The sequence below is a fragment of the Streptomyces shenzhenensis genome (genome assembly GCF_003688995.1).
GTDB lineage: Bacteria > Actinomycetota > Actinomycetes > Streptomycetales > Streptomycetaceae > Streptomyces > Streptomyces shenzhenensis_A.
In genome coordinates, this window is sequence record NZ_PENI01000016.1 from 140622 (window position 1) to 165050 (window position 24429).

Annotated in this window: 20 protein-coding genes, 1 tRNA gene and 4 pseudogenes; 14 read left to right on the plus strand and 11 right to left on the minus strand. The window is 70.4% G+C overall.

What is annotated here, in order from left to right:
* Nucleotide 1: 1 nt before the first annotated feature.
* A complete protein-coding gene (locus CTZ28_RS24385) occupies nt 2-1405 on the minus strand; it encodes a type I glutamate--ammonia ligase (protein ID WP_121891812.1) in 1404 nt (467 codons plus the stop codon).
* Between the two features lie 38 nt (nt 1406-1443).
* The gene (locus CTZ28_RS24390; protein ID WP_121891813.1) at nt 1444-2292 is read right to left on the minus strand and encodes an SAM-dependent methyltransferase; all 849 of its coding nucleotides are present in this window, start codon (nt 2290-2292) and stop codon (nt 1444-1446) included.
* Between the two features lie 125 nt (nt 2293-2417).
* On the opposite strand from CTZ28_RS24390, the gene CTZ28_RS24395 reads away from it, so the two are divergent.
* On the plus strand, nt 2418-3281 hold the full coding sequence (locus CTZ28_RS24395) for a Cof-type HAD-IIB family hydrolase (protein WP_121891814.1): 864 nt from the start codon (nt 2418-2420) through the stop codon (nt 3279-3281).
* A 148-nt stretch (nt 3282-3429) separates the two neighbouring features.
* Nucleotides 3430-4203 carry a sulfite exporter TauE/SafE family protein gene (locus tag CTZ28_RS24400; protein WP_121891815.1) on the plus strand — a complete coding sequence of 258 codons (774 nt, stop codon included), beginning with the start codon at nt 3430-3432 and terminating at the stop codon, nt 4201-4203.
* An 8-nt stretch (nt 4204-4211) separates the two neighbouring features.
* Here CTZ28_RS24400 and CTZ28_RS24405 read toward each other — a convergent pair whose 3' ends face one another.
* Nucleotides 4212-5009 carry an HAD-IIA family hydrolase gene (locus tag CTZ28_RS24405; protein WP_183154560.1) on the minus strand — a complete coding sequence of 266 codons (798 nt, stop codon included), beginning with the start codon at nt 5007-5009 and terminating at the stop codon, nt 4212-4214.
* A 105-nt stretch (nt 5010-5114) separates the two neighbouring features.
* On the opposite strand from CTZ28_RS24405, the gene CTZ28_RS24410 reads away from it, so the two are divergent.
* Complete coding sequence (locus CTZ28_RS24410) at nt 5115-5873, plus strand: cobalt-precorrin-6A reductase (protein ID WP_121891816.1); 759 nt, start codon at nt 5115-5117, stop codon at nt 5871-5873.
* A 43-nt stretch (nt 5874-5916) separates the two neighbouring features.
* On the opposite strand, the gene cobF is transcribed toward CTZ28_RS24410, so the two are convergent.
* Nucleotides 5917-6690, minus strand: coding sequence for a precorrin-6A synthase (deacetylating) (cobF, locus tag CTZ28_RS24415; RefSeq protein ID WP_121891870.1), 774 nt, complete (start codon nt 6688-6690; stop codon nt 5917-5919).
* Nucleotides 6691-6745: 55 nt separating this feature from the next.
* Nucleotides 6746-7279, minus strand: coding sequence for a DUF309 domain-containing protein (locus CTZ28_RS24420; protein ID WP_121891817.1), 534 nt, complete (start codon nt 7277-7279; stop codon nt 6746-6748).
* Between the two features lie 114 nt (nt 7280-7393).
* Here CTZ28_RS24420 and CTZ28_RS24425 point away from each other — a divergent pair.
* Nucleotides 7394-7467: transfer RNA gene (locus tag CTZ28_RS24425), tRNA-Pro, on the plus strand.
* A gap of 100 nt (nt 7468-7567) precedes the next feature.
* Here CTZ28_RS24425 and CTZ28_RS24430 read toward each other — a convergent pair.
* Nucleotides 7568-7741, minus strand: a pseudogene (locus CTZ28_RS24430) (site-specific integrase); the annotation flags it as partial.
* On the opposite strand from CTZ28_RS24430, the pseudogene CTZ28_RS24435 reads away from it, so the two are divergent.
* Nucleotides 7731-7892 (plus strand): annotated as a pseudogene (locus CTZ28_RS24435) (transposase family protein); the annotation flags it as partial. The pseudogenes CTZ28_RS24430 and CTZ28_RS24435 sit on opposite strands and share 11 nt — an antisense overlap.
* Nucleotides 7817-8116, plus strand: a complete 300-nt coding sequence (locus CTZ28_RS49625; protein WP_121891818.1) for an SPDY domain-containing protein — start codon at nt 7817-7819, stop codon at nt 8114-8116. The pseudogene CTZ28_RS24435 and the gene CTZ28_RS49625, both read left to right, overlap by 76 nt.
* A 216-nt stretch (nt 8117-8332) precedes the next feature.
* Here the strand turns inward: CTZ28_RS49625 and CTZ28_RS49630 are convergent.
* A pseudogene (locus tag CTZ28_RS49630) lies at nt 8333-8682 on the minus strand (transposase family protein); the annotation flags it as partial.
* 148 nt (nt 8683-8830) lie between these two features.
* On the minus strand, nt 8831-10591 hold the full coding sequence (locus CTZ28_RS24450) for an amidohydrolase (protein ID WP_121891819.1): 1761 nt from the start codon (nt 10589-10591) through the stop codon (nt 8831-8833).
* A 474-nt stretch (nt 10592-11065) separates the two neighbouring features.
* Between CTZ28_RS24450 and CTZ28_RS24455 the strand changes: the two are divergent.
* Nucleotides 11066-11278, plus strand: a pseudogene (locus CTZ28_RS24455) (aminoglycoside phosphotransferase); the annotation flags it as partial.
* Nucleotides 11279-11459: 181 nt separating this feature from the next.
* On the opposite strand, the gene CTZ28_RS24460 reads toward CTZ28_RS24455, so the two are convergent.
* A complete protein-coding gene (locus CTZ28_RS24460) occupies nt 11460-12230 on the minus strand; it encodes an IclR family transcriptional regulator (protein WP_121891820.1) in 771 nt (256 codons plus the stop codon).
* A gap of 171 nt (nt 12231-12401) precedes the next feature.
* Between CTZ28_RS24460 and CTZ28_RS24465 the strand changes: the two genes are divergently transcribed.
* From CTZ28_RS24465 to CTZ28_RS24495, 7 genes are all read left to right on the plus strand, one after another.
* Entirely contained in the window at nt 12402-13463 is a 1062-nt protein-coding gene (locus CTZ28_RS24465; protein ID WP_121891821.1) for a zinc-dependent alcohol dehydrogenase, read from the plus strand.
* Entirely contained in the window at nt 13460-14188 is a 729-nt protein-coding gene (locus CTZ28_RS24470) for an SDR family NAD(P)-dependent oxidoreductase (protein ID WP_121891822.1), read from the plus strand. Before CTZ28_RS24465 ends, CTZ28_RS24470 begins: the two co-directional genes overlap by 4 nt.
* A 114-nt stretch (nt 14189-14302) precedes the next feature.
* On the plus strand, nt 14303-15643 hold the full coding sequence (gene hisD / locus CTZ28_RS24475; protein WP_121891823.1) for a histidinol dehydrogenase: 1341 nt from the start codon (nt 14303-14305) through the stop codon (nt 15641-15643).
* 224 nt (nt 15644-15867) lie between these two features.
* Nucleotides 15868-17337 (plus strand): purine-cytosine permease family protein, encoded by a 1470-nt coding sequence (locus tag CTZ28_RS24480; protein WP_220795402.1) that lies wholly within the window; start codon nt 15868-15870, stop codon nt 17335-17337.
* A 14-nt stretch (nt 17338-17351) separates the two neighbouring features.
* Nucleotides 17352-18554, plus strand: a complete 1203-nt coding sequence (locus CTZ28_RS24485; RefSeq protein ID WP_259471783.1) for an alpha-hydroxy acid oxidase — start codon at nt 17352-17354, stop codon at nt 18552-18554.
* 125 nt (nt 18555-18679) lie between these two features.
* Nucleotides 18680-20260 (plus strand): histidine ammonia-lyase, encoded by a 1581-nt coding sequence (gene hutH / locus CTZ28_RS24490; protein WP_121891826.1) that lies wholly within the window; start codon nt 18680-18682, stop codon nt 20258-20260.
* Nucleotides 20257-21333 (plus strand): histidinol-phosphate transaminase, encoded by a 1077-nt coding sequence (locus CTZ28_RS24495; protein WP_220795403.1) that lies wholly within the window; start codon nt 20257-20259, stop codon nt 21331-21333. The genes hutH and CTZ28_RS24495 overlap by 4 nt, the downstream gene beginning before the upstream one ends.
* Nucleotides 21334-21417: 84 nt before the next feature.
* On the opposite strand, the gene CTZ28_RS24500 is transcribed toward CTZ28_RS24495, so the two are convergent.
* Together CTZ28_RS24500 and CTZ28_RS24505 are read right to left on the minus strand one after the other, a co-directional pair.
* A complete protein-coding gene (locus CTZ28_RS24500) occupies nt 21418-23037 on the minus strand; it encodes an amidohydrolase (RefSeq protein WP_121891827.1) in 1620 nt (539 codons plus the stop codon).
* Nucleotides 23034-24386 (minus strand): MFS transporter, encoded by a 1353-nt coding sequence (locus tag CTZ28_RS24505; protein ID WP_220795404.1) that lies wholly within the window; start codon nt 24384-24386, stop codon nt 23034-23036. Before CTZ28_RS24505 ends, CTZ28_RS24500 begins: the two co-directional genes overlap by 4 nt.
* Between the last annotated feature and the right edge of the window lie 43 nt (nt 24387-24429).

Genomic DNA, 24429 nt, shown 5'->3' on the forward strand with positions numbered 1-24429 from the left:
GTCAGTACCGCCAGCGGTAGGCCGCCGCCACCTGCGCGTCGTCGAGGCCCTCGACGGCCCGGGCCTCCCCGAGGCGGACCGCGGTCACGGCGTCGGCCAGGACCGGGCCGAGCGCGGCGCGCAGCACCGGGTCCGCGCGGAACGCCGCGACCGCCGCCGTGAGCGTGGTCGGCAGCCGCCGTACGCCCCGGACGGCGGCCTCCTCGGCGTCGAACCGGGCCGGATCCCCGGTGATCTCCTCGGGGAGCGGGGCCGCGGCGGCGAGGCCGTCGAGACCGGCGGCGATGACGCAGCCGAGCGCGAGATACGGGTTGGCGGCCAGGTCGACCGGTTTGACCTCCAGGTTGGCGTCCCGTTCCCGGCGGCCCACGGTGCCGGTGACGAGCCGCAGCGCCGCCTCCCGGGTCTCCCGGCCCCAGCAGGTGAACACGCCCGCCCACTGGGCGGGTCTGAGCCGCAGATAGCTGGCCGGGCTCGGCGCGGTCACCGCCGTCAGCGCGGGCAGCCGGGCGAGCACCCCGGCCGCGAACGACTCCGCGTCGGCCGTCATGCCGTAGCGGCCCTCGCCGCCCGCGTGCAGGTTCGTCCCGGCCCGCCAGCAGGACAGGTGCAGATGACCGCCATTGCCGACGCCGCCGGCGAGCACGGCCGGGGCGAACGACACCCGCAGCCCGTGCCGCCGCGCCACCGCCCGCACGGTCTGCCGCACCAGCACGCTGCGGTCGGCCGCCGCCACCGGGTCCAGCGCGCCCACCGACACCTCGAACTGCCCGGCCGCGTACTCGGGATGGAGCTGGTCGACGTCCACGCCCTGCGCGGCCAGGGCGGCGAGCAGGTCGGCGGCGCAGTCGCCCAGCTCGACCTGCCGCGTGGCACTGTAGGCCGGTCCGGACACCGCCGGGACGAACGCACCCTCGGGTGCCGTGTCCAGGCCGACGGCCCACTCGATCTCCACGGCCGCCCGGAAGGTGAGGCCGAGCCGGGCCTCGGCGTCCGCGACGACCCGGCGCAGGAAGGTGCGGCTGCACCCGGGGTGCGGCTCGCCCTCCTGGGTGATCCGGTCGACCGGGGCCCAGGCCCAGCCGGGCTGACCGGCCAGCTCCACCAGCCGGTCCAGGTCCGGGTACAGCCGCAGGTCGCCGTCGGGGGAGCCGAGGACGTCCGTGGTGACGATCGAGTCGTCGGCCAGGAACGTGTCGAAGACCGGTGACATGCCGACGCCCCAGGCGGCCGCGTCGGCGAGCCGGGCCGTCGGGATCGTCTTCACCCGGCCCACGCCCGCCGTGTCGACGTAGGCCAGGACGATCCCGCGGACGCCCCGGCCGGTCAGTTCGGCGGCGCGTTCCACGGCCCGGTCCACGTCACCGGGGCGCCCCCCGGGCACGGGGTCGGCCAGCGTGGTCATACGTCCTCCAAGACGGGCTCGGCGGTCCGGTCCGGGGGTCAGGGTTTCACGGCCACCGCGCCGAACTGGGGCACCACCGCGGGGGAGTCGGGTCCTGCGCGCCACTGCGAGCAGGGCACCAGGCCGGGTTCGAGCAGGTCCAGCCCGTCGAGGAAGGCGGCGACCTCGGTCTTCGCACGGGCGATGATGGGCGGCGTGGCGTTCTCGTTCCAGAACTCCATGGCGGCCACGTTGCCCGCGCCGCCGAACTCGGCGTCGAAGGTGGGGTGGGTGAGCACGAGGAAGCTGCCGGAGGGCACCGCCGCCATCACCCGGCGCACGATGTCCCGCGCCTTGTCCGTGTCGAGCACGAAGTTCAGGATGCCCAGCATCATCACCGCGACCGGCCGCGACAGATCGAGGGTCTCGGCGGCCCGCCGCAGGATCGCGTCCGGGTCGTGCACATCGGCATCGATGTAGTCGGTGACGCCCTCGGCACTGCTGGTCAGCAGGGTGCGGGCGTGCGCCAGCACGATCGGGTCGTTGTCGACGTACACGATCCGGGAGTCGGGCGCGATCCGCTGGGCCATCTCATGGGTGTTGTGCACGGTCGGCAGCCCGGTGCCGATGTCGAGGAACTGCCGCACCCCGCGCTCCTCGGCCAGGCACCGGACCGCCCGCCCGAGGAACTCCCGGTCGGCGCGCGCGACCGCCCGGATCACCGGGAACAGCCCGGCCACGTGCTCGCCGACCTGCCGGTCGACCTCGTAGTTGTCCTTGCCGCCGATCCAGTAGTTCCAGACCCGTGCGTTGTGGGCCACGGAGGTGTTCAGCTTCACCGGCCCGTCCGCAGGGGGGCGCCCCTCGCTCACGTCACTGCCCCTCTCATATGCGCTGTCCGCCGACATTCTGCCGCCCGGTGATCGGGAATGTCCCGGGAATCGGACAGCGGGCGGCTCGGGGGCCGTGCGCCCCATGAGGAACACTGGGGCGCGTACGCCCCAGCAGCACCGTCCCCGACCGGAAGCAGGACATGTCCGTCTCCCCCGCACCCCTCGGCACCGTCCCCGACCTCCCGTCCGGCCCCGCCGACATCAGGCTCGTCGTCACCGACATGGACGGCACACTTCTGGACAATGCCAAGCGGATCCCCGAGGCGATGTGGCCGCTGCTGGCCGAACTGCGCCGGCGCGGGGTGGTGTTCATCCCGGCGAGCGGACGCCAGTACGCCACGCTGGCCCGGCAGTTCGCCGAGGTCGCGGAGGGCATGGCGTTCATCGCGGAGAACGGCACGTATGTGGTGCGCGACGGGGTGGAGATCAGCTCCGACCCGCTCGCGGCGGGCGTCGCCGCCGACCTGGCGCGGGCGGTACGGCGGCTGGCGGCAGGCGGTGCCGACGTGGGCGCCGTCGTGTGCGGCAAGCGCGCCGCCTACGTCGAGCGGACCGATGAGGCCTTCCTCGCCGAGGTCCGCACGTACTACGCGGAGCACCGGATCGTCGAGGACGTCACCGCGGTGGACGACGAGGTGATCAAGGTGGCGCTCTTCGACTTCGGGCGGGCCGAGCACTCCACCGCCCCGGCCCTGGCGGAGTTCGCCGCCACCCACAAGGTCGTCGTCTCCGGTGAGCATTGGGTCGACGTGATGAACCGCACCGCCGACAAGGGCACCGCCCTGCGCGGCCTCCAGCGCGAACTCGGCATCACCCCCGCCCAGACCATGGTCTTCGGCGACTACCTCAACGACCTGGAGATGCTGGACGCGGCCGACTGGTCCTTCGCCATGGCCAACGCCCACCCCGAGGTCGTCCGCCGGGCCCGGCACCTCGCGCCGTCCAACAACGACCACGGGGTGCCGCGCACCATCGCCCGGGTCCTGGGCCTGCCCGCACTGTGAGTCCCCGCCCGTCCGATGGTTCCGCCGTGGCTCACGCCGGCGGCACGGCGTCCGGGAACCGGACGAGGCCCACGAGGACCTCGTCCCCCCTCGGCGGCTCGGGCGGCGGCCCTGACCGAGGGACCCACCGCATAGCATCGGTGTCCGCATGAACACGATGACGCTCTGGCACATATCAGGCTGGGAGTTCGCCGCGCTCGCCTTCGCGGCACTCCTGGTCGGCTTCTCCAAGACCGCGGTGAACGGGGCCAACACGGTCAGCCTCGCCGTCTTCGCGGCGGTGCTGCCGGCCCGCGCCTCCACCGGCGTGCTGCTCCCGGTGCTGATCGCGGGCGATCTGCTCGCCGTCGCCATCTACCGGCGGCACGCCCACTGGCCCACGCTGTGGCGGCTGTTCCCCGCCGTCGCGGCCGGTGTGGTGCTCGGCACGCTGTTCCTGCTGTGGGCCGACGACGGGATCGTACGGACCTCGATCGGCGCGATCCTGCTGCTGATGGCCGCGGTCACGCTCTGGCGGCGGCGCCGGGCCGACCACGAGGAGACGACCGAGCCGGACACCGGCCGGGCGGCCCGCGTCACGGCCCGCTCGTACGGCGTCCTCGGCGGCTTCACCACCATGGTCGCCAACGCCGGCGGCCCGGTGATGTCGATGTATCTGCTGTCGGCGGGCTTCCGGAAGCTGGGGTTCCTCGGCACGTCGGCGTTCTTCTTCCTGATCGTGAACGTCTCCAAGGTCCCCTTCAGCGTCGGCCTCGGCCTGATCGACGGCCGCTCGCTGCTCCTCGACGCCGCTCTCGTCGTGTTCGTCGTACCCGGGGCGTTCCTCGGCACCTGGGCCGTGAACAGGATCAACCAGCGGCTGTTCGAGCACCTGGTGATCGCGGCGACGGTCGTGGGCGGCGTGCAACTGCTGGTGCGCTGAGCCGGCCGCTACCCGCGCGGTCCGAGGAGCGCGGGCAGGCCGGCGAACGAGTCCAGCACGTGGTCAGGGGCGCCGCCCGCCGCGGCGAGCGTCTCGGGCAGGTACTTGCCCGTGCGGACCAGCACTCCGGTGATCCCGGCCCGCTGCGCCGCCAGGACGTCCGCCTCGACGTCGTCGCCCACCATCAGCGCCCGGTCCGCGCCCACCCCCAGCCGGGCCAGCGCCGCCGCGAAGAACGCCGGCGACGGCTTGCCTGTCACCACCGCCTCGATGCGCGCGGCCCGCTCCAGGCCCAGCAGGAACGCGCCCGTGTCCAACTGCAGGCCGCGGTCCGTGCGCCAGAACAGATTGCGGTGCATCGCCACCAGCCGCGCACCCCGCTGGAGCTGCCCGAAGACCCGGTCGAGCGCCGCGTAACCGAACTCCGGTCCGGCCCCGCCCACGACCACCACGTCCGGGTCCGCGTCCATGCCGACGAGCCGCACGCCGGCGAGGTCCTCCCGGACGTCCCCGCTGTTCAGGAGGGCGCAGCGGGCGTCAGGGAAGTGCGCGGCGAGATGGGCGGCGGTGACGGCGGGCGCGGTGAGCACGTCCTCGGCGGTCACCGCGAAACCGGCCGCCGCCAGGGTCGCGGCGATCGAGGCCCGCGTCCGGGACGTGGTGTTGGTGACGAGCGCGACACCGAGCCCGGCCGCACGGATCTCCCGCAGCGCCGCCACCGTGCCGGGCAGCGCCCGCCACGAGACGGTGAGCACTCCGTCGATGTCGATCAGCACGGCACGCACGGACACCGGACCGGACCCCATGCCCGACCGGGTACCCGGATCTCCGCACCCCGACCGCACGCCTGGTCCACATATGCGCTTTGCACGCCCGGGCGGCGGCGACCCGTGACCCCGTACGCTCACCCCATGTCCCCGCACGTCCTGATCCTCGGCGGCACCGCCGAGGCGCGCCTGCTCGCCGCCGAACTGGCGGCCGGCCCCGGTGTCCGGGTCACCACCTCACTGGCCGGGCGGGTGAGCCGGCCGGCCCCGCTGGCCGGAGACGTCCGCACCGGCGGGTTCGGCGGGGCCGAGGGGCTCGCCGGGTGGCTCGCCGAACGGCGGGTGGACGCCGTCGTGGACGCCACACACCCCTTCGCCGCCGGGATCACCGCGCACGCGGCGCGAGCCGCGGCGGCGACCGGGGTGCCGCTGGTGGTGCTGCGCCGCCCGGGCTGGCAGCCCGGCGACGGCGACCGCTGGCACCCGGTGCCCTCCCTGGCCGCCGCCGCGGACGCGCTGCCCGGCCTCGGCCGCCGGGCGTTCCTGACCACCGGCCGCCTCGGTCTCGCCGCCTTCGCCCACCTCGCCGGAGTGCACTGCGTCGTACGGTCCGTGGAGCCGCCCGCGCCGCCGCTGCCGCCGCACGCCGAAGTCCTCCTCGCGCGCGGCCCGTTCACGGTGGCCGACGAGACGGCGCTGCTGCGAAGGCACCGGATCGACGTCCTGGTCACCAAGGACAGCGGGGGAGCGGCCACGGCCGCCAAGCTGACGGCCGCCCGCACGCTCGGCCTGCCCGTGATCGTCGTACGCAGACCGCCGCTGCCGGCCGGAGTGGCGGCGGTGCCGGACGTCGCGGCCGTGCTGGCCCGGCTGGGCCTCACTCCGCCACCACCGACGCGCTGAGCCGGCCGGCCGCACCACCCGGTCCGGGGTCCCGGCGCTGCCGTCAGCGGTCGTGCGGACGGCGGCGCAGCAGATACGTGTCCATGATCCAGCCCTTGCGGGCACGGGCCTCCGCGCGCAGCCGCTCGATGCGCGGCCCGGCCTCCGCGATCGGACCGGAGTCCAGGATCTCGTCCGGGGTGCCCAGATAGGCGCCCCAGTAGATGTCGATGTCCTCGCCCGCGTACCGCTGGAACGCCTGCTGGGCGTCGAGCATCACCACCACGTCGTCCACGCCCTCGGGGAAGCCCTCGGCCAGCCGCCGCCCGGTGGTGATCTGCACGGGCCGGGCCACCCGGTTCAGGCCCGTGCGGTGCCGGGCGACGAGCGCCGAGACACTGCTGATCCCGGGCACGACCTCGTACGCGAACGTCACGGTGCCCCGGGCCAGCACCTCCTCCAGGATCCCCAGCGTGCTGTCGTACAGCGCGGGATCCCCCCACACCAGGAACGCCCCGGTCTCGTCCTCGCCCAACTCCTCGGCGATCAGCCGCTCGTAGAGGCCGGCACGCGCGCTGCGCCACTCGCCGACAGCCGGGGAGTACGCCGCGCCGCCCGCGCCCCGGTCCCGCTCCGGGTCACGCGCCGCCACCAGCCGGTACGTCCCCTGCGGCACATGCGCGTCCAGCATCTCCCGGCGCAGCCGGGTCAGATCACTCTTCACCTCGCCCTTGTCGAGGAGGAAGAACACGTCCGTGCCGCGCAGCGCCCGGACCGCCTGGAGGGTCAGCTGCTCCGGGTCGCCCGCGCCGATACCGATGACAAGAATCCTTCGCACGCCCCGAGTCTGCCCCATGCCGCCGACCGTGCGCGCACCCCCTGCGCACCGGGCGCTACGACGCCTGCCGCCCGCACAGCCGAGGGGCCCGCGCGGCGGCGTCGACGGGCTTCCCCGTCCGCTCCGCCGCGTCCGCCAGTTCGCGCGCCCAGGCCGCGAGCCCGGCGATGTCCAGGCCGTACGGCCGCTCCCGCCCGCAGTGCGCCGCCCACTCCTCGGCCGCTCCCGCGCCCCGGCGCAGCAGCCGCGGCCCGCCGGTGGCATTGCCGCGGGCCGCGTGGGTGAGCCCCACCGCCAGCTGGGCCAGGCCCCGCCACAGCGCGCGTTCGTCCTCGGGCCCGGACTTCCAGGCGTCCTCGAAGACCTCGTGCGCGTGGAACGGCTTGCCCGCGTCCAGCAGTTCCTGCGCCTCGGCGAGCGTCTGCGACGGTGTGCGCACGACCCCCTCCGGCTGGCGCGCCACGCCGTCCGCGCCGTACGGCAGGGGCCGCCCCAACCCGTCCCGTGGCCGTGCGTTGCGCGCCCGGCCCGCGCCGTCCCGGTCCCGGGTGCCGGCCGGCCGCCCCGGTGATGCGCCCGTGCTTCCCATACGACGATTGTCCCCCACCGGCCCGGCCGCCCCCGGTGTCGTTTTCGGCGCGGCGCGGGAGGTGGGGTAAAGTGCTCCTCGCGCACTCACACGGGTCACCGTGCGTGAGCGCACCGGGACGTGGCGCAGCTTGGTAGCGCACTTGACTGGGGGTCAAGGGGTCGCAGGTTCAAATCCTGTCGTCCCGACTTTGCGAAGTCGCAGGGCAGGGCCGGTTTCGGAGCAATCCGAGACCGGCCCTTGATCATTCTTGGGGACCGGTTGGGGACCGGCGCCCTTGACCGAGGGTCAGCGGGTCACGACGATCGGGCTCGGCAACGAGCGCGGTGCGCGCAGCGCGCTGAGGTGTGCGGAGAGCGCCGCCCCGGCGGCCGTGATCTTGGTGACCACCTCGTCCCAGTGTGTCGCGTCGCGCAGGACAGCGGTGGAGATGCGTCCGCCGCGCGGGCCGGTGAACAGGCGCCATGCGAAAATCCGGGCGCTGGGCGAGCAGGCCATGGCCACACTCAAGACCTGGCGACTGCTGCGCAAGCTGCGATGCAGCACCACCCGCATCACCAGCCTTGTTCAGGCCGCCCTCACTCTCCACATGGCCTGTTCGAACCAAGGTTGAAAACGGCTCAGTGGGTGGAATTGGAGGAACAGGGACCGTCGGGATGGCAGACGTGGGCCGAGCCCGTCCCCGGCTCCTACGTGTGGGCCGTGTCTTTCAGTCCCAGCGTGCCCCAGGACCTCGTCGCCGTTTTCGCTGCTTCCCTCAGCTCCGCCGCACCGGTCCGGCGCCGATTACTGCCGGAGAGCAAGCGGAACCTGTTGCTGCGCGCTCCGGCCGGATGAGCCGTCCGGGTCGCCCCTGCCCTGCCAGCCTGGCGCCCACTTCAGAAAGTCGGGCTTCGTGCTGCCGATCCCGTGTCGACCCCGGCCGTACCACGGTCGGTTCGCCAGATGCGCCACGGCGCCCTCGGTCTGTGACCGAGGGCGCCATGGTGTGTGTCGGCGTCATCTTGGGCTGTGGAGGTTGGGGCCGGAGCGGGCCGGGGCCTGTCCAGCAGGTCATGGGCGAAGCCAGAGTCGGATCGACGCGACGGTGATGGTGCCGTGGAAGATGTAGGCAGTCGTATCTCGTGGCCACGGCCCGGGAGTTCTTGAGGCCGTTGATCGTCCGCTCGACTTCGTTCCTCCTTGTGTAGATCGTCTTTTCGAAGCCGGTGGGCCGGCCGCCCCGGGAGCGTCCGAGTCCCTTGTCGGGTGCTGCCGGGGCGTTGTTCTTTTCTCGGTACCTGCGGGCGGCTCTTGCGGGCCCCGGCGGCGTGCTGGTGGGCTCGGCAGGTGGTGGAGTCCACGCTCACCATCGACCAGTCGACGCGGCCCTCGACATCGGCGTCGGCCAGGACGGCCGCGATGGCTCACCCAACGACCGCCCCGCTTGCCGGACTTCGGCAGATGCGGCTTCAGCCGGGCCTCCCGGTACCGCTTCCGCCACGCATGCACGGACAAGCCGCGACACCCCGTATCTCAACGCGACCTCGACCACGGGCGCCCGTCCAAGAGCTACCGGCTTGATGAGGAAGCGTCGTAATAGCCTCCGAAATATTTCACGGGTGACCATGCCGGCATTACTTCCGGGAGTTCGGGAGCCAGGTCTCGATAATCGCCGTCACCGAATACTACGCGGCCGTCTACAACGGTTAGTACGGAGGAGATGCCTCTGATCTCATCATCTGGTACGGAAAAATAATCCGCGTTGAGCACGGCGAAGTCGGCCAGGTTGCCCGGTGCTATTCTGCCTTTTTCGTGTTCGCTGTTTTCGAACCAGGCGGCACCCAGGGTAAAGAGCTTCAATGCTTCTGCTCGGCTCAGGCGGTTGTCGCTGCCCAACACCTCCGAGCCTGACACGGACTTGCCGGTAACGGCCCAGCTTATGGCTGTCCAGGGATGATACGAGGATGCCCTGTATCCGTCAGTGGTCAGAGCTACCGGAATACCACTTTGCAGTAGAAGGCGGAAGGGCGGCGTCTGCAATGCCTTTTCTCTGCTGTAGGTCGTTGCAAAGCTGTCGCCGTGCACGGCCATTTTGCCATCCAAGGCCACTGCTCCGCCGAGCTTCCTGACCCGCGCTATGTTTTCCGGGCTGATGGTTTCGGCATGCTCAATGGACCAGCGCAAGCCATCGAGCGGCGTCTGCTGATTTATTTTCTCCAAGGCATCCAGGAAGGGAGTAATGTTTTCGTTGTAACTGAGGTGTACCCGGAAGGGAATCCTTCGCTTTACGAGCTTCGTGAAATCTTCCGCTACCTTCGAACGCATCAGCTCCGGATCGATGATGATCGCCGGCTGATCAAAATCTTCGTGATCGTGCAGCTCAGGCCCGAGAGCCTCCCCGTAGCCTTCGTATTCATGGCCGTGCAGCCACCTCGGATGCAAGTTTTGACCGGGACTGATCGGGGCCTTTTTGGTTATGGTCTCGATCGCGTCGTCCACATTTATTTCGAAGCCGCTGCTCGTGATCGCAATCTGTATGTCAATAAAGGGAAGCCGAACCCTCAGGAGGTCATCCTTGATTAATGCGCCAACAATATTGTGGCCCTCCGGATAAGGTTCTGAGCTCGCGCAGTCTATAACGGAGGTCACGCCGAAGCGATTCAGATCCCTGATTGCCTGGCCCAGTGAGTTCACTTGTTCTTCGAAGCCCGGTGCAGGAAGCATGGCCTCGATGGTGATGAAGGTAAAGGTATTGCCGTGTACGACTCCCGTATAGCGGCCGTCCTGGTCCTTCTCAAAGACCATCCCGGGCAAGTCCGGAAAGGCAGAGGTGCCTACCCCCAGCTGTTCCATGGCCTGAGCGTTTATGAATGCCTGGTTGTAGGCGTATTGCACGTGAAGAGGTCGGTTGGGCACAGCCCTTTCGAGCTCTTCCATGGTAGGAAGTCTGTCCTCTTCGAACTGATGGGGTGACCAGCCGCCAGACACCCTTACCCACTGACCTTCCGGCGTCCTCTCGGCCTGCTCGTGCAGCATTTCTAGTGCCCGTGCCAGAGTAGGGACGCCGTCCCATCTTGTTTCGTAATTGTAGAATTTGCTATTCAGCAGGTGTAGATGTGCATCTTCCAGACCTGGTATCAACCGCAGACCGCCGGCGTCAATCACCTTTGTACCTTGGTCCTTCAGGGAAAGGATCTCGGCGTCGTTGCCAACAGCATAAATCCTCCCCCGCTTCACAGCTAGCGCAGCCGCCTCCGGCTGGGCCAAATTCTGCGTGGTAATTCTTGCGTTATGAACGATTAGATCGGCACCCACAAATGTGTCCTGCATCTTCCCTGCCTCCTCTGGTCATTGGTCTGCTGGCGTGCTCCGAGAGCAACGAGCGGCTTGGCCGAGTGTGCCGCTGTAGCTGCCGACGCCGTGCGCCCCTGCGAGATTCACCAGGTCCGTCCCCGACCCGGCAAGCCCGGCGAACTGGCCCGTCGAGGCCGGGTCGACGGGCCAACTGCCAACGATCGCGAACGGTGGTCAAACGCCTGTGACCGCACAGGCTGCCGGCCTCGTCCAACACGAGTGTGCTGCCCGGGTTGTTGGCGAGCGTGAGGGCATGGCACTGCGAACCTGATCAAGGCGGACGCCAGGGTTGGCTTCCTTCGTCACCGGCGTTCCTCCCCCCCTTGAGCAACGTAATACATGACATGTCAACTAGCGTCAACTGTAGCAGACAGCTTTGATATGTCAACTACTTCTCTAGGGGGCGGCGGCCAAGTCGGCGCCGGCGGCGCACGGTGGAGATCGACGCACAACCTTGCGGATCACTCCACAGACCGCGTGTCCATGAGCCAAGCCCACCTCACCCGGCGAATCCACGAGGTCTACGGGAAGGACATCGATACCACGATCACCGACTGGGCCTGTGCCAACGTCGAACGCGCCTTCCGTCGGACAGGAAGGAAGGCGCCGCTGACCGACACCATGGCTGAACTCGCTGCCTCACTGATCCGCGAACTGCAGTAAGCACCAACAGAACTTGGTCTCACCAGACCGTTCTGATGATGAGCGGCCCTGCCCTTCGGCTCCCCCCGTGGCCGGAGGGCAGGGCTTCACCAAGAGGTCTGCGACGGTAATTCGCCCGACCACACGTCGGGGACCGGTGCGGTACCCGTGCCGCTGCCGGAATCGCGGACAGGTGCTCGGGTCATTCCCCCGGTGCGTGTCCCAGTTCCGTGGAGAACCGGCCTGCCACCGCCTGGACTTCGGTGGTGAGTTGATCGAGCGAGAGGCTCTGCGTGCCGGCCACCGTGGCAACGCCGATGGCCGCGACGGCACTTCCGTCGCCGGTCCGCACGGGCGCCGCGACGCACTCGATGCCCGAGGTGGTGGACCCGGTCTCCACCGCGTAGCCCGCTGTCCGTACGTCCGCGAGCAACGAGGTCAGCTGCTCGAAGGAGTCGACTCTGACGTCCGTGCGCTGCGGCCAGTTGTACTCGGCGAAACGCGCACGCAACTCGCTGTGGTCCAGGAAGGCCAGAATGGAACGCCCGACAGCGGTGAGATGGGCCGGCAGCCGGGTCCCCACGTCGGTGACCAGACGGATGCCCGATCCCTGTGGTTCCCGCTTGTCGAGGTAGAGCACATCGGTGCCCTGGAGAACCGCCAGATGGCTGGTCTGCCCGGTCCGTGCCGTCAAGGTGCTGAGGTGACGCTGCCCTTCGTGCTGGAGGTGTCCCGTGCGCAGATAGGCGGCACCGATCTCGAGCGCGCTGATCCCGAGGGACCACACCCGGCGATCGGGCCAGTACGCCACATAACTCATGTCGCGCATGACATTGAGCAGATGATGTGTGGTGCTCTTCGGCAGGTCCAGCGCTGCGGCGATCTCCAGCGCGGACAGCGGTGTGACCCGTCGGCCCAGCAGATCCAGGACCGCCATGACTCGCTCGGCGGACTTCACTTTGCTGCTCGACACCCGGCACCACCCAGCTCATCGCGGCTCAATACGGTCGGTCGGTGTCCAGTGCATGTCCCGCCGGACAATCGACCGTCAAGGTCTTCCGTACGGGAGCGCCCTGTCGTAGGGTGCCGGACAAGTCGAGACTGTAGTCTCGGATACGAGACAAGGCAAGGGTGCGTGCCTGCAATGACACGAGCATTGCTGATGGGTCAGGATCTCGCTCTGACAGTCGCCGAGCAGCCTCCGGTCGTCTCCGGTCCGGGCGACGTGGTCGTTCAGGTCGCCTGGGCCGGTGTCTGCGGATCGGACCTGCATGTCATGCGGACGGGGGACTGGGTCGAGTACTGGCCGGCCACGCTCGGTCACGAGGTGGCCGGCTGGATCGTGGCGTCCCAGGCTCCCGGATGGGACGAGGGCACGCCCGTGGTCGTGGACTCGCGCATCCCGTGCGGTGTGTGCGACGGCTGCCGTCGCTCCGCGCGGCTGTGCACCGCCATGGCCTGGCTGGGGGAGCGCAGGCCCGGTGGCTATGCCGACCGGCTGACCGTGCCCGCCCACATGGTTCATCCCGTCCCCGCGGGGCTCGACCTGTCCGTGGCGGTCCTCGCCGAGCCGCTGGCCGTCGCCATGTCCGCGCTGGACCGTGTTCACCAGCCGCCGCGGTCGGTGCTGACGGTCGGGTACGGTCCGATCGGCGCGTTCTGCCACACCGAGGTCACGCGCCGCTGGCCCGAGGCGGCCGTCAGCGTCGTGGAACCCTCGCCGGCGCGCTCCCGCCTCGCCGCAGCACGACAGGTCCCCGTCGCGGCGGCCCTGTCCGACCTGCCGGGGACCGACGCAGGGCCGCCCGGGTTCGACCTGGTCATCGACGCCGCAGGCTACCCGGGAAGCCTGTCGGACGCCCTGTCCTCGGTCACCTCCGGCGGCACGGTGCTCCTGGTGGCGCTCTCCTCGAAGCCCACGCCCGTCACCCCGTCCGCGATCGTCGAGCGGTCGGCCAGCATCGCAGGCAGCGTCGGTTTCGACACCGGACACCTGCACCGCGCCCTGGACGCCCTGGCCGCCGATCCGGACCGCTACAGCACCCTCGTCACCCACCGCGTCCCGCTGGCCGGCCTTCCGGCGTTCCTCGCCGAAGGAGTCCAGCGCACCGCCGGAAAGGTGATCGTGTCCTGCGACCCGCACCCACCCGCGCGGCCGCACACGCAGCGGACACCGTCCGCGGAGCGGCCGGAGGCCCTGACATGACCCAGGGGCGACGGTATGTGATCACCGGAGGTACCAGCGGCATCGGCAGGGCCTGCGCCGAGCACCTCACGGCTGCGGGCGCGAAGGTGTGGATCACGGGAACCAGCGCGGCAAACGTGACCGCCGCCGTCGAGGCCGGTGTCGCCCTCGGCGGCAGTGTGTGTGATGTACGCGATGACGCCGACGTGCACGCGGCGGTCCTGGAGGCGGTGGAGTCCCTGGGCGGACTCGACGGGGTGTTCGCCAACGCGGGCATCGACGGCGAGGGAAAGCCCGCCGCCGAACTCAGCACGCGAAACTTTCAGCAGGTTCTTGACGTCAACACGCTCGGCGCCTTTAGGGTGTGCCGTGCGGCGTACAGCCACCTGACACGGCCCGGAACCCTCGTCATCAACGCCTCGGTCAACGCACAACGTCCTGAGGCCGGCTTCACCGACTACAACGTCAGCAAGGCCGCAGCCGTGGCTCTCGCCAAGTCACTGGCGCTGGAATGGAGTGGCGAGGGCCTCTCCGTGATCGCCCTGTGCCCGGGGTACTTCCCCTCCCGCATGACGAATCCGTACCTGAACGACGAACAGACAGCTGCCGAACTGCTGAAACACATCCCGGCAGGGCGCTTCGGGGACCTGCGCGAAGCCGGCGCGACGGTGGAGTTCCTGCTCGGTCCGCACGCCTCCTTCATGACCGGCGCAGTCGTCACCCTCGACGGCGGCCGGTCCCTCTAGACCCTGCCGGAAATTCCCGAGTCGTCCGCCTGTTCCCGTGCGGGGTGGCAGCCGGACAGACTCACAACTCTCAAGCGAGACAGTTGTCTCGGGTACAAGACAAGGAGTGGCACGATGCCGGAGACCACGACCAAGGTCCTGCGCGAACGCGGGTACTGGCACGAACTCGACGCCGAGGCCAGGGCCGACCTGCTGACCCGTGGCACCGCCGCGATCTTCGACCCGTCCCTGCGCGAGGGCGTCCTGGAGATCATCGAGGATGTGCGCGCGAACGGTGACGCCGCTCTGCTGCGGGCCCTGGAGAAGTTCGACAAGTGCACCCTCACCGCGGGCCAGATCAAGGTCACCGAGGCCGAGTTCGCCGCCGCCCGCGAGGAGGTGAGCGACGAACTGCTCGCCGCGATCCGGGACAGCATCGCCCATGTACGCCGCTTCAACGAGCAGTTGACGGCACACGGGGACTGGAGCTTCGAGACCGCTCCGGGACTGCGTGTCGGCGAGAAGGTCAGCCCGATCGCCAGCGCGGGGCTCTTCGTCCCCAGCGGCAAGGGCTCCTACCCCTCGGTGCTCATCCAGCTCGCGGTGCCGGCCGTCGTCGCCGGTGTGCCCGAGATCGCCGTGATCGTCCCGCCGGTGCCCGGCTCGGGCGGCAAGGTGGACTCGGCCGTGCTGGTGGCCGCGGACGAACTCGGCATCCACCAGGTGTTCCGCGCCAACGGCCCGGCGGGCGTCGCCGCCCTCGCCTTCGGCACCGAGACGGTCCCGGCCGTGCGCAAGCTCTGCGGTCCGGGCAGCCCGCCCGTCACCTGCGCGCAGATCGAGGTGCAGCGCTTCGGGACCGCCGGTGTCATGCTGCTCGGCCCCAGCGAGAGCCTGGTCCTGTCCGACGATTCCGCCGACCCCCGGCTGCTGGCCGCGGATCTGCTCAACGAGGCGGAGCACGGCCCGGACTCCACCAGCGTCCTGGTCACCGACAGCCCGGAACTGCTGGCGAAGGTCCAGGTCGAGCTCGCCGTCCAACTGGAGGAACTGCCCGAGCCGCGGCGCGACTACGCCCGCACCGCGCTGGGACGCAACGGGGGCGTGGTCCTCACCCGGGACCTCGCCGAGGCGGCCGAGGTGGCCAATGCCTTCGCACCGGAGCACATGCAGATCGTCGCCCGCGACGAGCAGGAGGTGCTCGACCGGGTCGTCGACGCCGGTGAGATCCTCCTGGGACAGCACACCACCGTTTCCATGGCCAACTTCGTGATCGGCTGTCCGGCGGCCCTGCCGACCAGCGGATACGCGAAGGTCACCAGTGGCGTCACCGCCAACGCCTTCCGCAAGTGGACGGCCGTCGCCAAGGCCGACCGCGCGGCCCTGGAGGCCACGGCACAGACGGTCTTCGCCTTCTGCGCGCACGAGGGCTTCCCCGCCCACGCCAACTCGGTGCGAGCGCGTCTGCAGAACTGATGTCGTCCGCCGGCTGAGGCAGCGGGCACACCGCGCAGGCAGAACGTCCAGCGTGCGCCGTGTGACCACCCGCCGACCGAATGACTGCGTTCAGCGCCGAGGTACAGCACATGCGACGGTCCGCCGGGCACCTCGCACCCCTCGTATCCGGTCCCGCGGCTCCCCGCATCCACGCACCGCTCTTCCCTGCCTCGCACTCGCGCGCAGCCCTTGGAGACACAGACGTGACCGCAAACTCCGTAACGAGCATCGAGCAACGCTCCATCGACTTCATCCCCCACAGTGAGCGTCACGGCAGCGTCCGCAGCCTGTTCACGCTCTGGTTCGGCGGCAATCTGCAGGTGACCGCGATCGCCGCCGGCGCCATCACGGTGGCGGTCGGCCTTCCGCTGCCCTGGGCCCTGCTGGCGATCGTCGTCGGCAACCTGGTCGGAGCGGTCTTCATGGCGCTGCACTCCGCCCAGGGCCCCCGGCTCGGCATCCCCCAGATGATCCAGAGCCGGGCCCAGTTCGGCTACCTGGGTGCCGTCCTGCCACTGCTGCTCGTCCTCCTGATGTACGTCGGGTACTTCGCGAGCAGCGCCGTACTGACCGGGCAGGCCATCAGCAGCTGGCTGGGTCTGCCGGTGGATCTCAGCATCGTCGCGGCCAACGTGGTCACCGCCGTGCTGGCGCTGTACGGCTACCGCCTTCTGCACGCGACCGAGAAATGGCTGTCCGTGATCAGCGGTATCGGCTTCCTCGTCCTGTCCGTGCAACTCGTACGGCATGTGGGCATCGGCGACTGGAACGCGTCCGGTTTCAGCTGGGGAACGTTCCTGCTGGCGACGTCCATCGCCGCCACCTGGCAGCTGACGTACGCCCCGTACGTGGCGGACTACTCCAGATACCTGCCGGCGGACACACCTGTACGGGCCTCGTTCTGGTACACCTACACCGGCACCGTGCTCGCCTCCAGCTGGATGTTCGCCTTCGGCGCCGTCGCCACCGCCGCCGCCGCGAAGGCGTTCGCCGGCGGCTCGGTGGACTTCATCGTCGGTCAGGCGGGCACCGCCACCTGGGCGTTCTTCCTGATCATCATCGCGGGCAACATCTGCGTGAACGCCCTGAACCTCTACGGCATGTTCATGTCCGCCACGACCACGCTGACCGTCTTCGTCAAGGGCCCGGTCAATGTCACCATGCGGACGCTGATCGTCGTATCCGCCGCGGCCATCGGCACCGTCCTCGCCATCACGGGCCGCAGCAACTTCCTGGACAACTTCACCAACTTCATCCTGCTGCTGGCCTACTTCCTCATCCCCTGGACATCGATCAACCTGGTCGACTTCTACCTGGTCCGCAAGGAGCGGTACGCGATCGACGACATCTTCGAGCGCGACGGCCGCTACGGCGGCGTGGACTGGCGAGCGATGACCGCCTACATCGCGGGCATCGTCATAGAACTGCCTCTCGTCAGCTCCGCCTTCTACGTCGGCCCCCTCGTCGCGCCGCTGGGCGGAGCGGACATCTCCTGGATCGTGGGTATCTTCGTCAGCGGTGGTCTCTACCTGCTCATCATGAAGGCGGCGCCCGTACGGCGCGGCCACCTCGCCACCGAGGGGGACGTGCCGGTGCCGGGCGGGGCCGACCACAGCCGCTCCGGCGGCGGCATGAGCGTGATCGAGACGGCGCAGGGCGAGGCGAACAGCTAGTGCGAATCAATGAAGTGCGCGAGCTCATCCAGCTCAAGCCGATCGATCTCAACCGGCGCCGTCGGCAGCTGGCGGCCGCGCACACCACGGAGGACTTCCGGCTGCTGGCGCGCCGCGCCCTGCCGCGTTCCGTCTTCGACTACGTCGACGGCGGCGCCGACGAGGAGACGAGTCTGCGCGCGAACGTGGCCGCGTTCCGCCGCTGGCGGTTCGTGCCGCGCTCGCTGACCGACGTCTCGGCCCCCGACCTGAGCACGAAGATCCTCGGCCGGCCGGCCGCGGCACCGCTCGGTCTGGCGCCGACCGGATACACCCGCATGATCTCTGCCCTCGGCGAACCCGCGGTGGTCGCCGCGGCCGCTTCGGCGGGCCTTCCCTATGTGCTGTCCACCATGGCGACCACATCGCTGGAGGACCTCGCGGCAGCGGCACCCGACGCGGAGCGCTGGTTCCAGCTGTATGTGTGGAAGGACCGCAGGCTGACCGAGCTGCTGGTGGAGCGGGCCGCACAGGCCGGCTGCTCCGTTCTCGAGATCGCGGTGGACACCGCAGTCTCCGGTTTCCGGGTACGCGACGTGCGCAACGGGCTCACGATCCCGCCGGCCCTCACCCTGGCCGGCCTCATGGACATCGGCAGGCGTCCGCGCTACTGGACGAGCATGCTGCGCCACCCGGCCCTGCGGTTCGCCAACGTCAGCTCCGACGGCGCGGACGGTTCGCCTGGCTACACCATCGAGAACATCACCAGCCAGTTCGACCCGGCGGTCACCTGGGACGACGTGGCACGTGTGCGCGACCGGTGGCCGGGCAAGCTGGTCGTCAAGGGCCCCATCAGCGCGCAGGACGCGGTGCGGGCCCGGGAACTCGGCGTGGACGGCGTGCATCTGTCCAACCACGGCGGGCGTCAGCTCGACCGCGCCGTCGCCCCCATCGACCTGGTCTCGCCGGTCCGCGCGGCGGTGGGTGCGGACTTCACCGTCCTCGTCGACTCGGGCGTCCGGCACGGCGCGGACATCGCCACCGCGTTGGCCCTGGGCGCCGATGCGTGCCTCATCGGACGCCCCTACCTGTGGGCCCTGGCGGCCGGCGGACAGGACGGCGTCACCCGGCTCCTGCAGCTCCTCACCGGCCAACTGCGCCGCACGATGCAGCTGCTGGGCGTGACGTCGGTCGACCAGCTGCGCCACGAAGGGCCCTCGCTGATCATGCGGGACTGACCCCGCCCGGCCCGGCCGGCGCGCCCCGCCCGGACACCGACCTGCCCGGCCGCGGGTCCCGCGGGGACGCCTGAGCCACGTTCAAGACTCCAGTCTGACATGCAAGACCGATGGAAAAGGGTGTCATGAGTACAGCCGCGATCACGACCAGCCCCGTAAGGACGGACCCGCCCACCGTGGTCGTGGGTCTGGGGCCGGTATCCGCTTCCGATGTGCTGGCCGTGGCCCGGGCGGGCGCCGCCGTCCGGCTGTCGCCGGAGTCCAGGGACGCGATGAGCGCCAGCAGGCAGCGCATCGAAGACCTCGCGAACTCCGCCGACCCGGTCTACGGCGTCTCCACGGGGTTCGGGGCGCTGGCCACCCGGCACATCCCCCCGACGCTGCGCGCACAGCTGCAGAGCAGCCTGATCCGCTCGCACGCGGCCGGCTCCGGTCCGGAGGTGGAGCGGGAGGTGGTACGCGCGCTGATGCTGCTGCGCCTGTCCACCCTGGCCACCGGCCGCACCGGGGTGCGGGTCGAGGTCGCCGAGGCGTACGCGGCCATGCTCTCCGCGGGGATCACCCCCGTCGTCCACGAGTACGGCAGCCTGGGATGTTCCGGAGACCTGGCGCCGCTGGCACATGTCGCCCTCGCGCTCACCGGCGAAGGAGCCGTACGAGACCACAGCGGCCGGCACATACCGGCCGCGCAGGCGCTGGAAGCAGCCGGGTTGCGCCCGCTGCGCCTGCGCGAGAAGGAGGGCCTGGCCCTCATCAACGGCACCGACGGGATGCTCGGCCAACTCGTGCTGGCGCTGGACGACCTGGACGCTCTGGTGCGGCTTGCCGATATCGCGGCGGCCATGAGCGTGGAGGCGCTGCTGGGCACCGACCGGGTCTTCGCCGCGGATCTGCAGGCCCTGCGCCCGCATCCCGGGCAGGCGGCATCGGCGGCCAACATGCTCGCCCTGCTCGCCGGTTCCGGCATCGTCGCCAGCCACCGCGCGGACACCTGCACGATCGTCCAGGACGCCTACTCGCTGCGCTGCGCCCCGCAGGTCGCAGGAGCCGTCCGCGACACCCTCACGCACGCCCGCGGAGTTGCCGAGCGGGAGCTGGCGTCCGCCGTCGACAACCCCGTCGTGACACTCGACGGACGGGTGGAGTCCAACGGCAACTTCCATGGCGCCCCGGTCGCCTACGTCCTGGACTTCACCGCGATCGCCGTCGCGGACCTGGCCGGCATCAGCGAGCGCCGCACCGACCGCATGCTCGACCCCGCCCGCAGCCACGGCCTGCCGGCCTTCCTGGCCGACGATCCCGGCGTGGACTCCGGCCATATGATCGCCCAGTACACCCAGGCCGCCATCGTCTCCGAACTCAAGCGGCTCGCGGTGCCCGCTAGCGTGGACTCGATCCCCTCCTCGGCGATGCAGGAGGACCACGTCTCCATGGGATGGTCGGCGGCCCGGAAGCTGCGCAGGGCCGTCGACGGGCTGACCCGGGTCCTGGCCATCGAAGTGCTCACCGCGGCCCGCGCCCTGGACCTGCGGGCTCCGCTGCGGTCGGCTCCGGCCACCGCAGCGGTCCGCGACCTGATCCGTACCCGGGTGCCCGGGCCCGGCCCCGATCGTTTCCTGTCACCGGAGATCGAGCAGACAGTGGAACTGGCCGCCGGCGGAGACCTGTTGGCCGCCGCGCAGAGCGTTTCTGGAGAACTGCAGTGAACACCCGAGTGCCGACGGCACGGCCCACCCCGCGTCCCCGCATCGCCGCCCTGCCGGTGTACTCCCGCGCCGCCGGCAGCGCCTCGGTACGCTGGCGCGCCTCTTCCAACGAGTCGACCGTGGCTCCTTCACCGGCCATCCGTGAGGCCGTCGCGCGGGCCGCCGCGCACGCCAACCTGTATCCGTCCCTGGCGGGCGACGAGTTGATCGCCGCGATCAGCGAGCGTATGGGGGTGCACGAGGACCAGGTCGTCGTGGGCGGCGGCTCGCTCGCCCTGCTGCAACTGGCACTGACCGCGTTCACCGGTCCCGGCACCGAGGTGATCCACGCCTGGCGCAGCTACGAGGCGTACCCGATCCTCATCGGCATCGCCGACGCGCAATCCGTCCCGGTGGCTCTCGACCACGAGTACCGTCACGACAGCGAGGCCATGCTCGCCGCGCTCACCCCGCAGACCTCGGCGATATTGATCTGCGATCCGAACAACCCCACCGGGACGACGCTGCCCCCGGAGCGGCTGCGGGCCCTGATCGACGCGGTCCCCGGCCATGTGCTCATCCTGCTGGACCGGGCCTATCAGGAGTTCGACCAGGCGGAGCCCGACCTGGCGGCCCTGGTCTGCGAGCACCCCAACGTCATCGTCCTCCGGACCTTCTCCAAGGCCTACGGGCTGGCGGGCCTGCGCGCCGGCTACGCCATCGGCTCGCCCGAGGTGATGCAGGTGGTGCGCGCGACCGCGCCACCGTTCGGGCTGAGTGCCGTGGCGGAGGCGGCCGCTCTCGCGGCCTGGGGGGACCGGGAACACACCCGGCACATCGTGAACACGGTGACCGAGTGCCGCGAGAAGTTCCGCCGGGCGCTGGGCGACCGAGGCCTGTTCACCCCCGACTCCCGCGCGAACTTCGTGTGGCTTCCCGTCGGGGACCGGGCCGAGGCACTGCAGACGGCCTGTGTGCGGCACGGCGTGTCCGTGCGTGCCTTCGCCGGCGAGGGCGTGCGTGTCACGGTGGGCTGCCCGGACGCGGAGGCCGCCGTCCTGGCCGCCGTGGACGAGATCTGCCGCCCACGCTGAGTCCCGGTCCGGAGCGGTGAACGGCGGGCTGCGCCTCCTCGGCTTTCGCAAGCAGTGCGACGTCGGTGCCGGTGGAACCGGGGCCTACCGGCGGCTGGTGTACACGCACTCGCCGCCCACCCAGGTGGAACGGACCCGGATCTCGGACAGGGCGTCGGGCTCGGCTGCGGTGAGGTCCGTGTCCAGCACGGCCAGGTCGGCCAGCCGTCCCACCGCCAGGGTTCCCTTCACCGACTCGTCGTCCGAGGCCGCTGCCGAGCCGCGGGTGTAGACGTCGACCGCGTCCTGCGGCCCGATCCGCTGTCCGGCACCGACGGTCGTGCCGGCGGCCGTGGTGCGTGTGACCAGGGACCGGATGGCGAGCAGGGGGTCGGGGGGAGCCAGCGGGTAGTCGGACGAACCGGCCACGACGATCCCGGCGTCGCGCAGGGTGCGGTGGGCACAGATGTGGTCGACCCGGTCGCCGTAGTAGTCGAGCAGCTTTTCTCCGTGCAGCGTGACGAACGGTCCGAACGGCACGGTGATGAGCCGTGCGCGGGCGATTCGCCCGGCCAGGCTGTCGTCGATCAGACTGCAGTGCTCGATCCGGTGCCGGGTCCCGCTCCTGGGGAGGGACTCGATGACGTCGAGGACTGTCTGGACGGCCTGGTCCCCGTTGGCGTGCACGGCGACGCGGCCGCCCGCGGCGTCGATGGCCCGTACGGTGGCCGTGAACTCGTCGTCGCCGAGGATCTGCAGTCCGTTGCCGGTGCCGGTGGCACTGGGGTAGGGCGACCGGCACAAGCAGGTTCCACCGGACAGAGCACCGTCCAGCATCATCTTCACCCCGACGGTCCGCAGCCGGAGGGGGTCGGGGCCGTCGCCCGGGAGCCGTTCGGGGTCGGCGTAGCTGTGCCACAGCAACATGCCGACGCGTGCGGTGAGTTCGCCCGCGGCCAGGGTCCTGGCGTAGAGCTCCTGCTCGGCCGGTGTGACGAGCGCGTCGCAGAACGATGTGATGCCGCATGCGTGGAGTTCCGCGATCACGTCCTTCAGCGCGGCCTGTTGCGCGGAGGGCGTGCCGTACGGTGCGATCGACGAGGCTCCCGTGCCGGGTAGCCAGGGGTCCAGCCAGGCACGTTCGACGAGGTGTCCGTCCAGGCGCCCGTCGGCACGGACGCCGAGCTGACCGCCCGGTGGTGCGTCTGCGGGGCTCCGGTAGCCCAGGGCGGCCAGGCCGGCGCTGTTGGCCACGGCTCGGTGCAGCGAGTAGTGGACGACGAGGACAGGATGGCTGTCCGACACCTGGTCGAGCATGTCCCGGTCGAGGACGCCCACACGGCGTTCGTCGAGCGGCTGCCCGACCACCCACTGGCCGGGCGGTGTGCGTCGAGCCTGGCGGCGCAGGGCCGAGAGCACGGCGCCGGCGTTCGGCAAGGTGTTCAGGTCGACGCGCACACGTGCCAGTGCGGCCTGGGAGGGGTGGCAGTGGGCGTCGTTGAAGCCGGGGACGACGAGCGCACCGTCGAGGGCCACCTCCTCGGCCTTGGGGAAGGCGGAGCGCAGGTCGTGCCGGGTGCCGGCGGCGACGATCCACCCCGACCGGACGGCGAGGGCCTCCGGCTCGGTGCCGTCCCCGGCGAGGATCCGGGGGCCGGTGAAGATCTTGGTCCGGGCTCCGGCGCCCGAGGGCGCCGGAGCGGGCGTAGCGGGGAGAGCGGTCATGAGCGTGCTTCGGCTGCCGTGCCCGCCGTCATGTCGACGTCCTTGGTCTCGGGTCCGAGCGCTCCGCCGACGGCGACCAGCAGACCGCCGAGGACGAGGAGGGCGACGGGGGCCAGCGCGGTGCCGATGAGCGTGCCGAGACCGCTGATGTAGAAGGCGTAGAACGCGGGGATGACCAGGGCCAGGCTGTAGCCGACGCCGTAGCCGGTCGCGCGGATCGATGCCGGGAATCGCTCGGTGAGGTAGGCGGCGATCGGTCCGTACATGGAGATGGTCGAGGCCTGGACGCCGATCGCCAGCAGGGCGGCGGGCACGGCCTGGTCCTCGTTCAGCGTGGTGAGCAGTGTGTAGCAGGTGGAGGCGACGACGGCGGCGACGATGCCGAAGAGGGTGTAGAAGCGGCGCCGCCCGATGCGCTGGGAGAGCACGGCGCAGCCGATGAAGGTGCCGACGCAGACCACCGACGAGATGAGCAGGATGATGCTCACGGTGCGGTCGTGCAGGCCGACGTCGTTCCTGAGCATCGACGGCAGCACGGCGGCGGCGACGTTGGTGAGGAACCAGGCACCGGTCATGAGGATGAAGACCTGGGCGAGAGCGCGGCGGTGGCGTCCGCCGAGGAGTTCGCGCAGCGGGGATGCCGTCGACTCGCCGGCTTCGAAGGCGGGGGCCTCTTCGACATTGCGGCGGTAGTAGAAGAAGAGGACGATCCCGAGCAGGCCGCCGATGAAGAACGGGATGCGCCAGCCCCACTGGACGTAGGCGCTGTGTACGCCGTCGGGCGGCATGACGCTGAGCAGGAACAGGCTCAGGGCGGCGATCGAGGCGGTGGCCAGCGGGGAGGTGCAGGTGATGAGCCCGCTGGCCAGACCCCGTCTGCGCGCGGGGCTCCACTCCATCGCCAGGGGTACGGCGGTGGCGTACTCGCCGCCCAGGAAGATGCCGCCGAGGAAGCGCATGCCGATCAGCAGCGCGATCGCCCACAGTCCTATGTGCTGGTGGCCCGGCAGCAGTCCGATCAGGAAGGTCGTCACACCGAATCCGGCGACCGCGACCATGGTGGTGATCCGCCGGCCCACCTTGTCGGCGTAGTAGCCGAACACCGCGGAGCCGAGCGGGCGGGCCAGCAGGGTGGCGGCGAAGACCGCGGCGGCGATCAGCGCGGCCGTGCCCTTCGAGGTGTCGGCCGGCTCGAAGTAGATCATCGCGGGTGCGAGGGTGATGATCGGCACAAAGATGTCGAACTGATCGGCGTAGTAGCCGAGGATGCCGCCGCGGAGTGCGGCGCGGCGCGGATCCCTGACGGGACGGCCGGCGGATACGGCACGGCTGTTGACTGTGGTGGACACCGATGTCCTCCGATCTGGCCCCGACGGGCGGGGCGGGCTGGCG

What these genes read in the sequence shown, in the direction of transcription:
- CTZ28_RS24500 (WP_121891827.1), bottom strand. Translation starts at nt 23,037, where the DNA reads ATGACCGCTCTCCCCGCTACGCCCGCTCCGGCGCCCTCGGGCGCCGGA.
- CTZ28_RS24410 (WP_121891816.1), top strand. Translation starts at nt 5,115, where the DNA reads ATGTCCCCGCACGTCCTGATCCTCGGCGGCACCGCCGAGGCGCGCCTG.
- CTZ28_RS24395 (WP_121891814.1), top strand. Translation starts at nt 2,418, where the DNA reads ATGTCCGTCTCCCCCGCACCCCTCGGCACCGTCCCCGACCTCCCGTCC.
- CTZ28_RS49625 (WP_121891818.1), top strand. Translation starts at nt 7,817, where the DNA reads ATGCAGCACCACCCGCATCACCAGCCTTGTTCAGGCCGCCCTCACTCT.
- hutH (WP_121891826.1), top strand. Translation starts at nt 18,680, where the DNA reads ATGAGTACAGCCGCGATCACGACCAGCCCCGTAAGGACGGACCCGCCC.
- CTZ28_RS24385 (WP_121891812.1), bottom strand. Translation starts at nt 1,405, where the DNA reads ATGACCACGCTGGCCGACCCCGTGCCCGGGGGGCGCCCCGGTGACGTG.
- CTZ28_RS24400 (WP_121891815.1), top strand. Translation starts at nt 3,430, where the DNA reads ATGAACACGATGACGCTCTGGCACATATCAGGCTGGGAGTTCGCCGCG.
- CTZ28_RS24450 (WP_121891819.1), bottom strand. Translation starts at nt 10,591, where the DNA reads ATGCAGGACACATTTGTGGGTGCCGATCTAATCGTTCATAACGCAAGA.
- CTZ28_RS24470 (WP_121891822.1), top strand. Translation starts at nt 13,460, where the DNA reads ATGACCCAGGGGCGACGGTATGTGATCACCGGAGGTACCAGCGGCATC.
- CTZ28_RS24390 (WP_121891813.1), bottom strand. Translation starts at nt 2,292, where the DNA reads ATGTCGGCGGACAGCGCATATGAGAGGGGCAGTGACGTGAGCGAGGGG.
- CTZ28_RS24405 (WP_183154560.1), bottom strand. Translation starts at nt 5,009, where the DNA reads ATGGGGTCCGGTCCGGTGTCCGTGCGTGCCGTGCTGATCGACATCGAC.
- CTZ28_RS24420 (WP_121891817.1), bottom strand. Translation starts at nt 7,279, where the DNA reads ATGGGAAGCACGGGCGCATCACCGGGGCGGCCGGCCGGCACCCGGGAC.
- hisD (WP_121891823.1), top strand. Translation starts at nt 14,303, where the DNA reads ATGCCGGAGACCACGACCAAGGTCCTGCGCGAACGCGGGTACTGGCAC.
- CTZ28_RS24465 (WP_121891821.1), top strand. Translation starts at nt 12,402, where the DNA reads ATGACACGAGCATTGCTGATGGGTCAGGATCTCGCTCTGACAGTCGCC.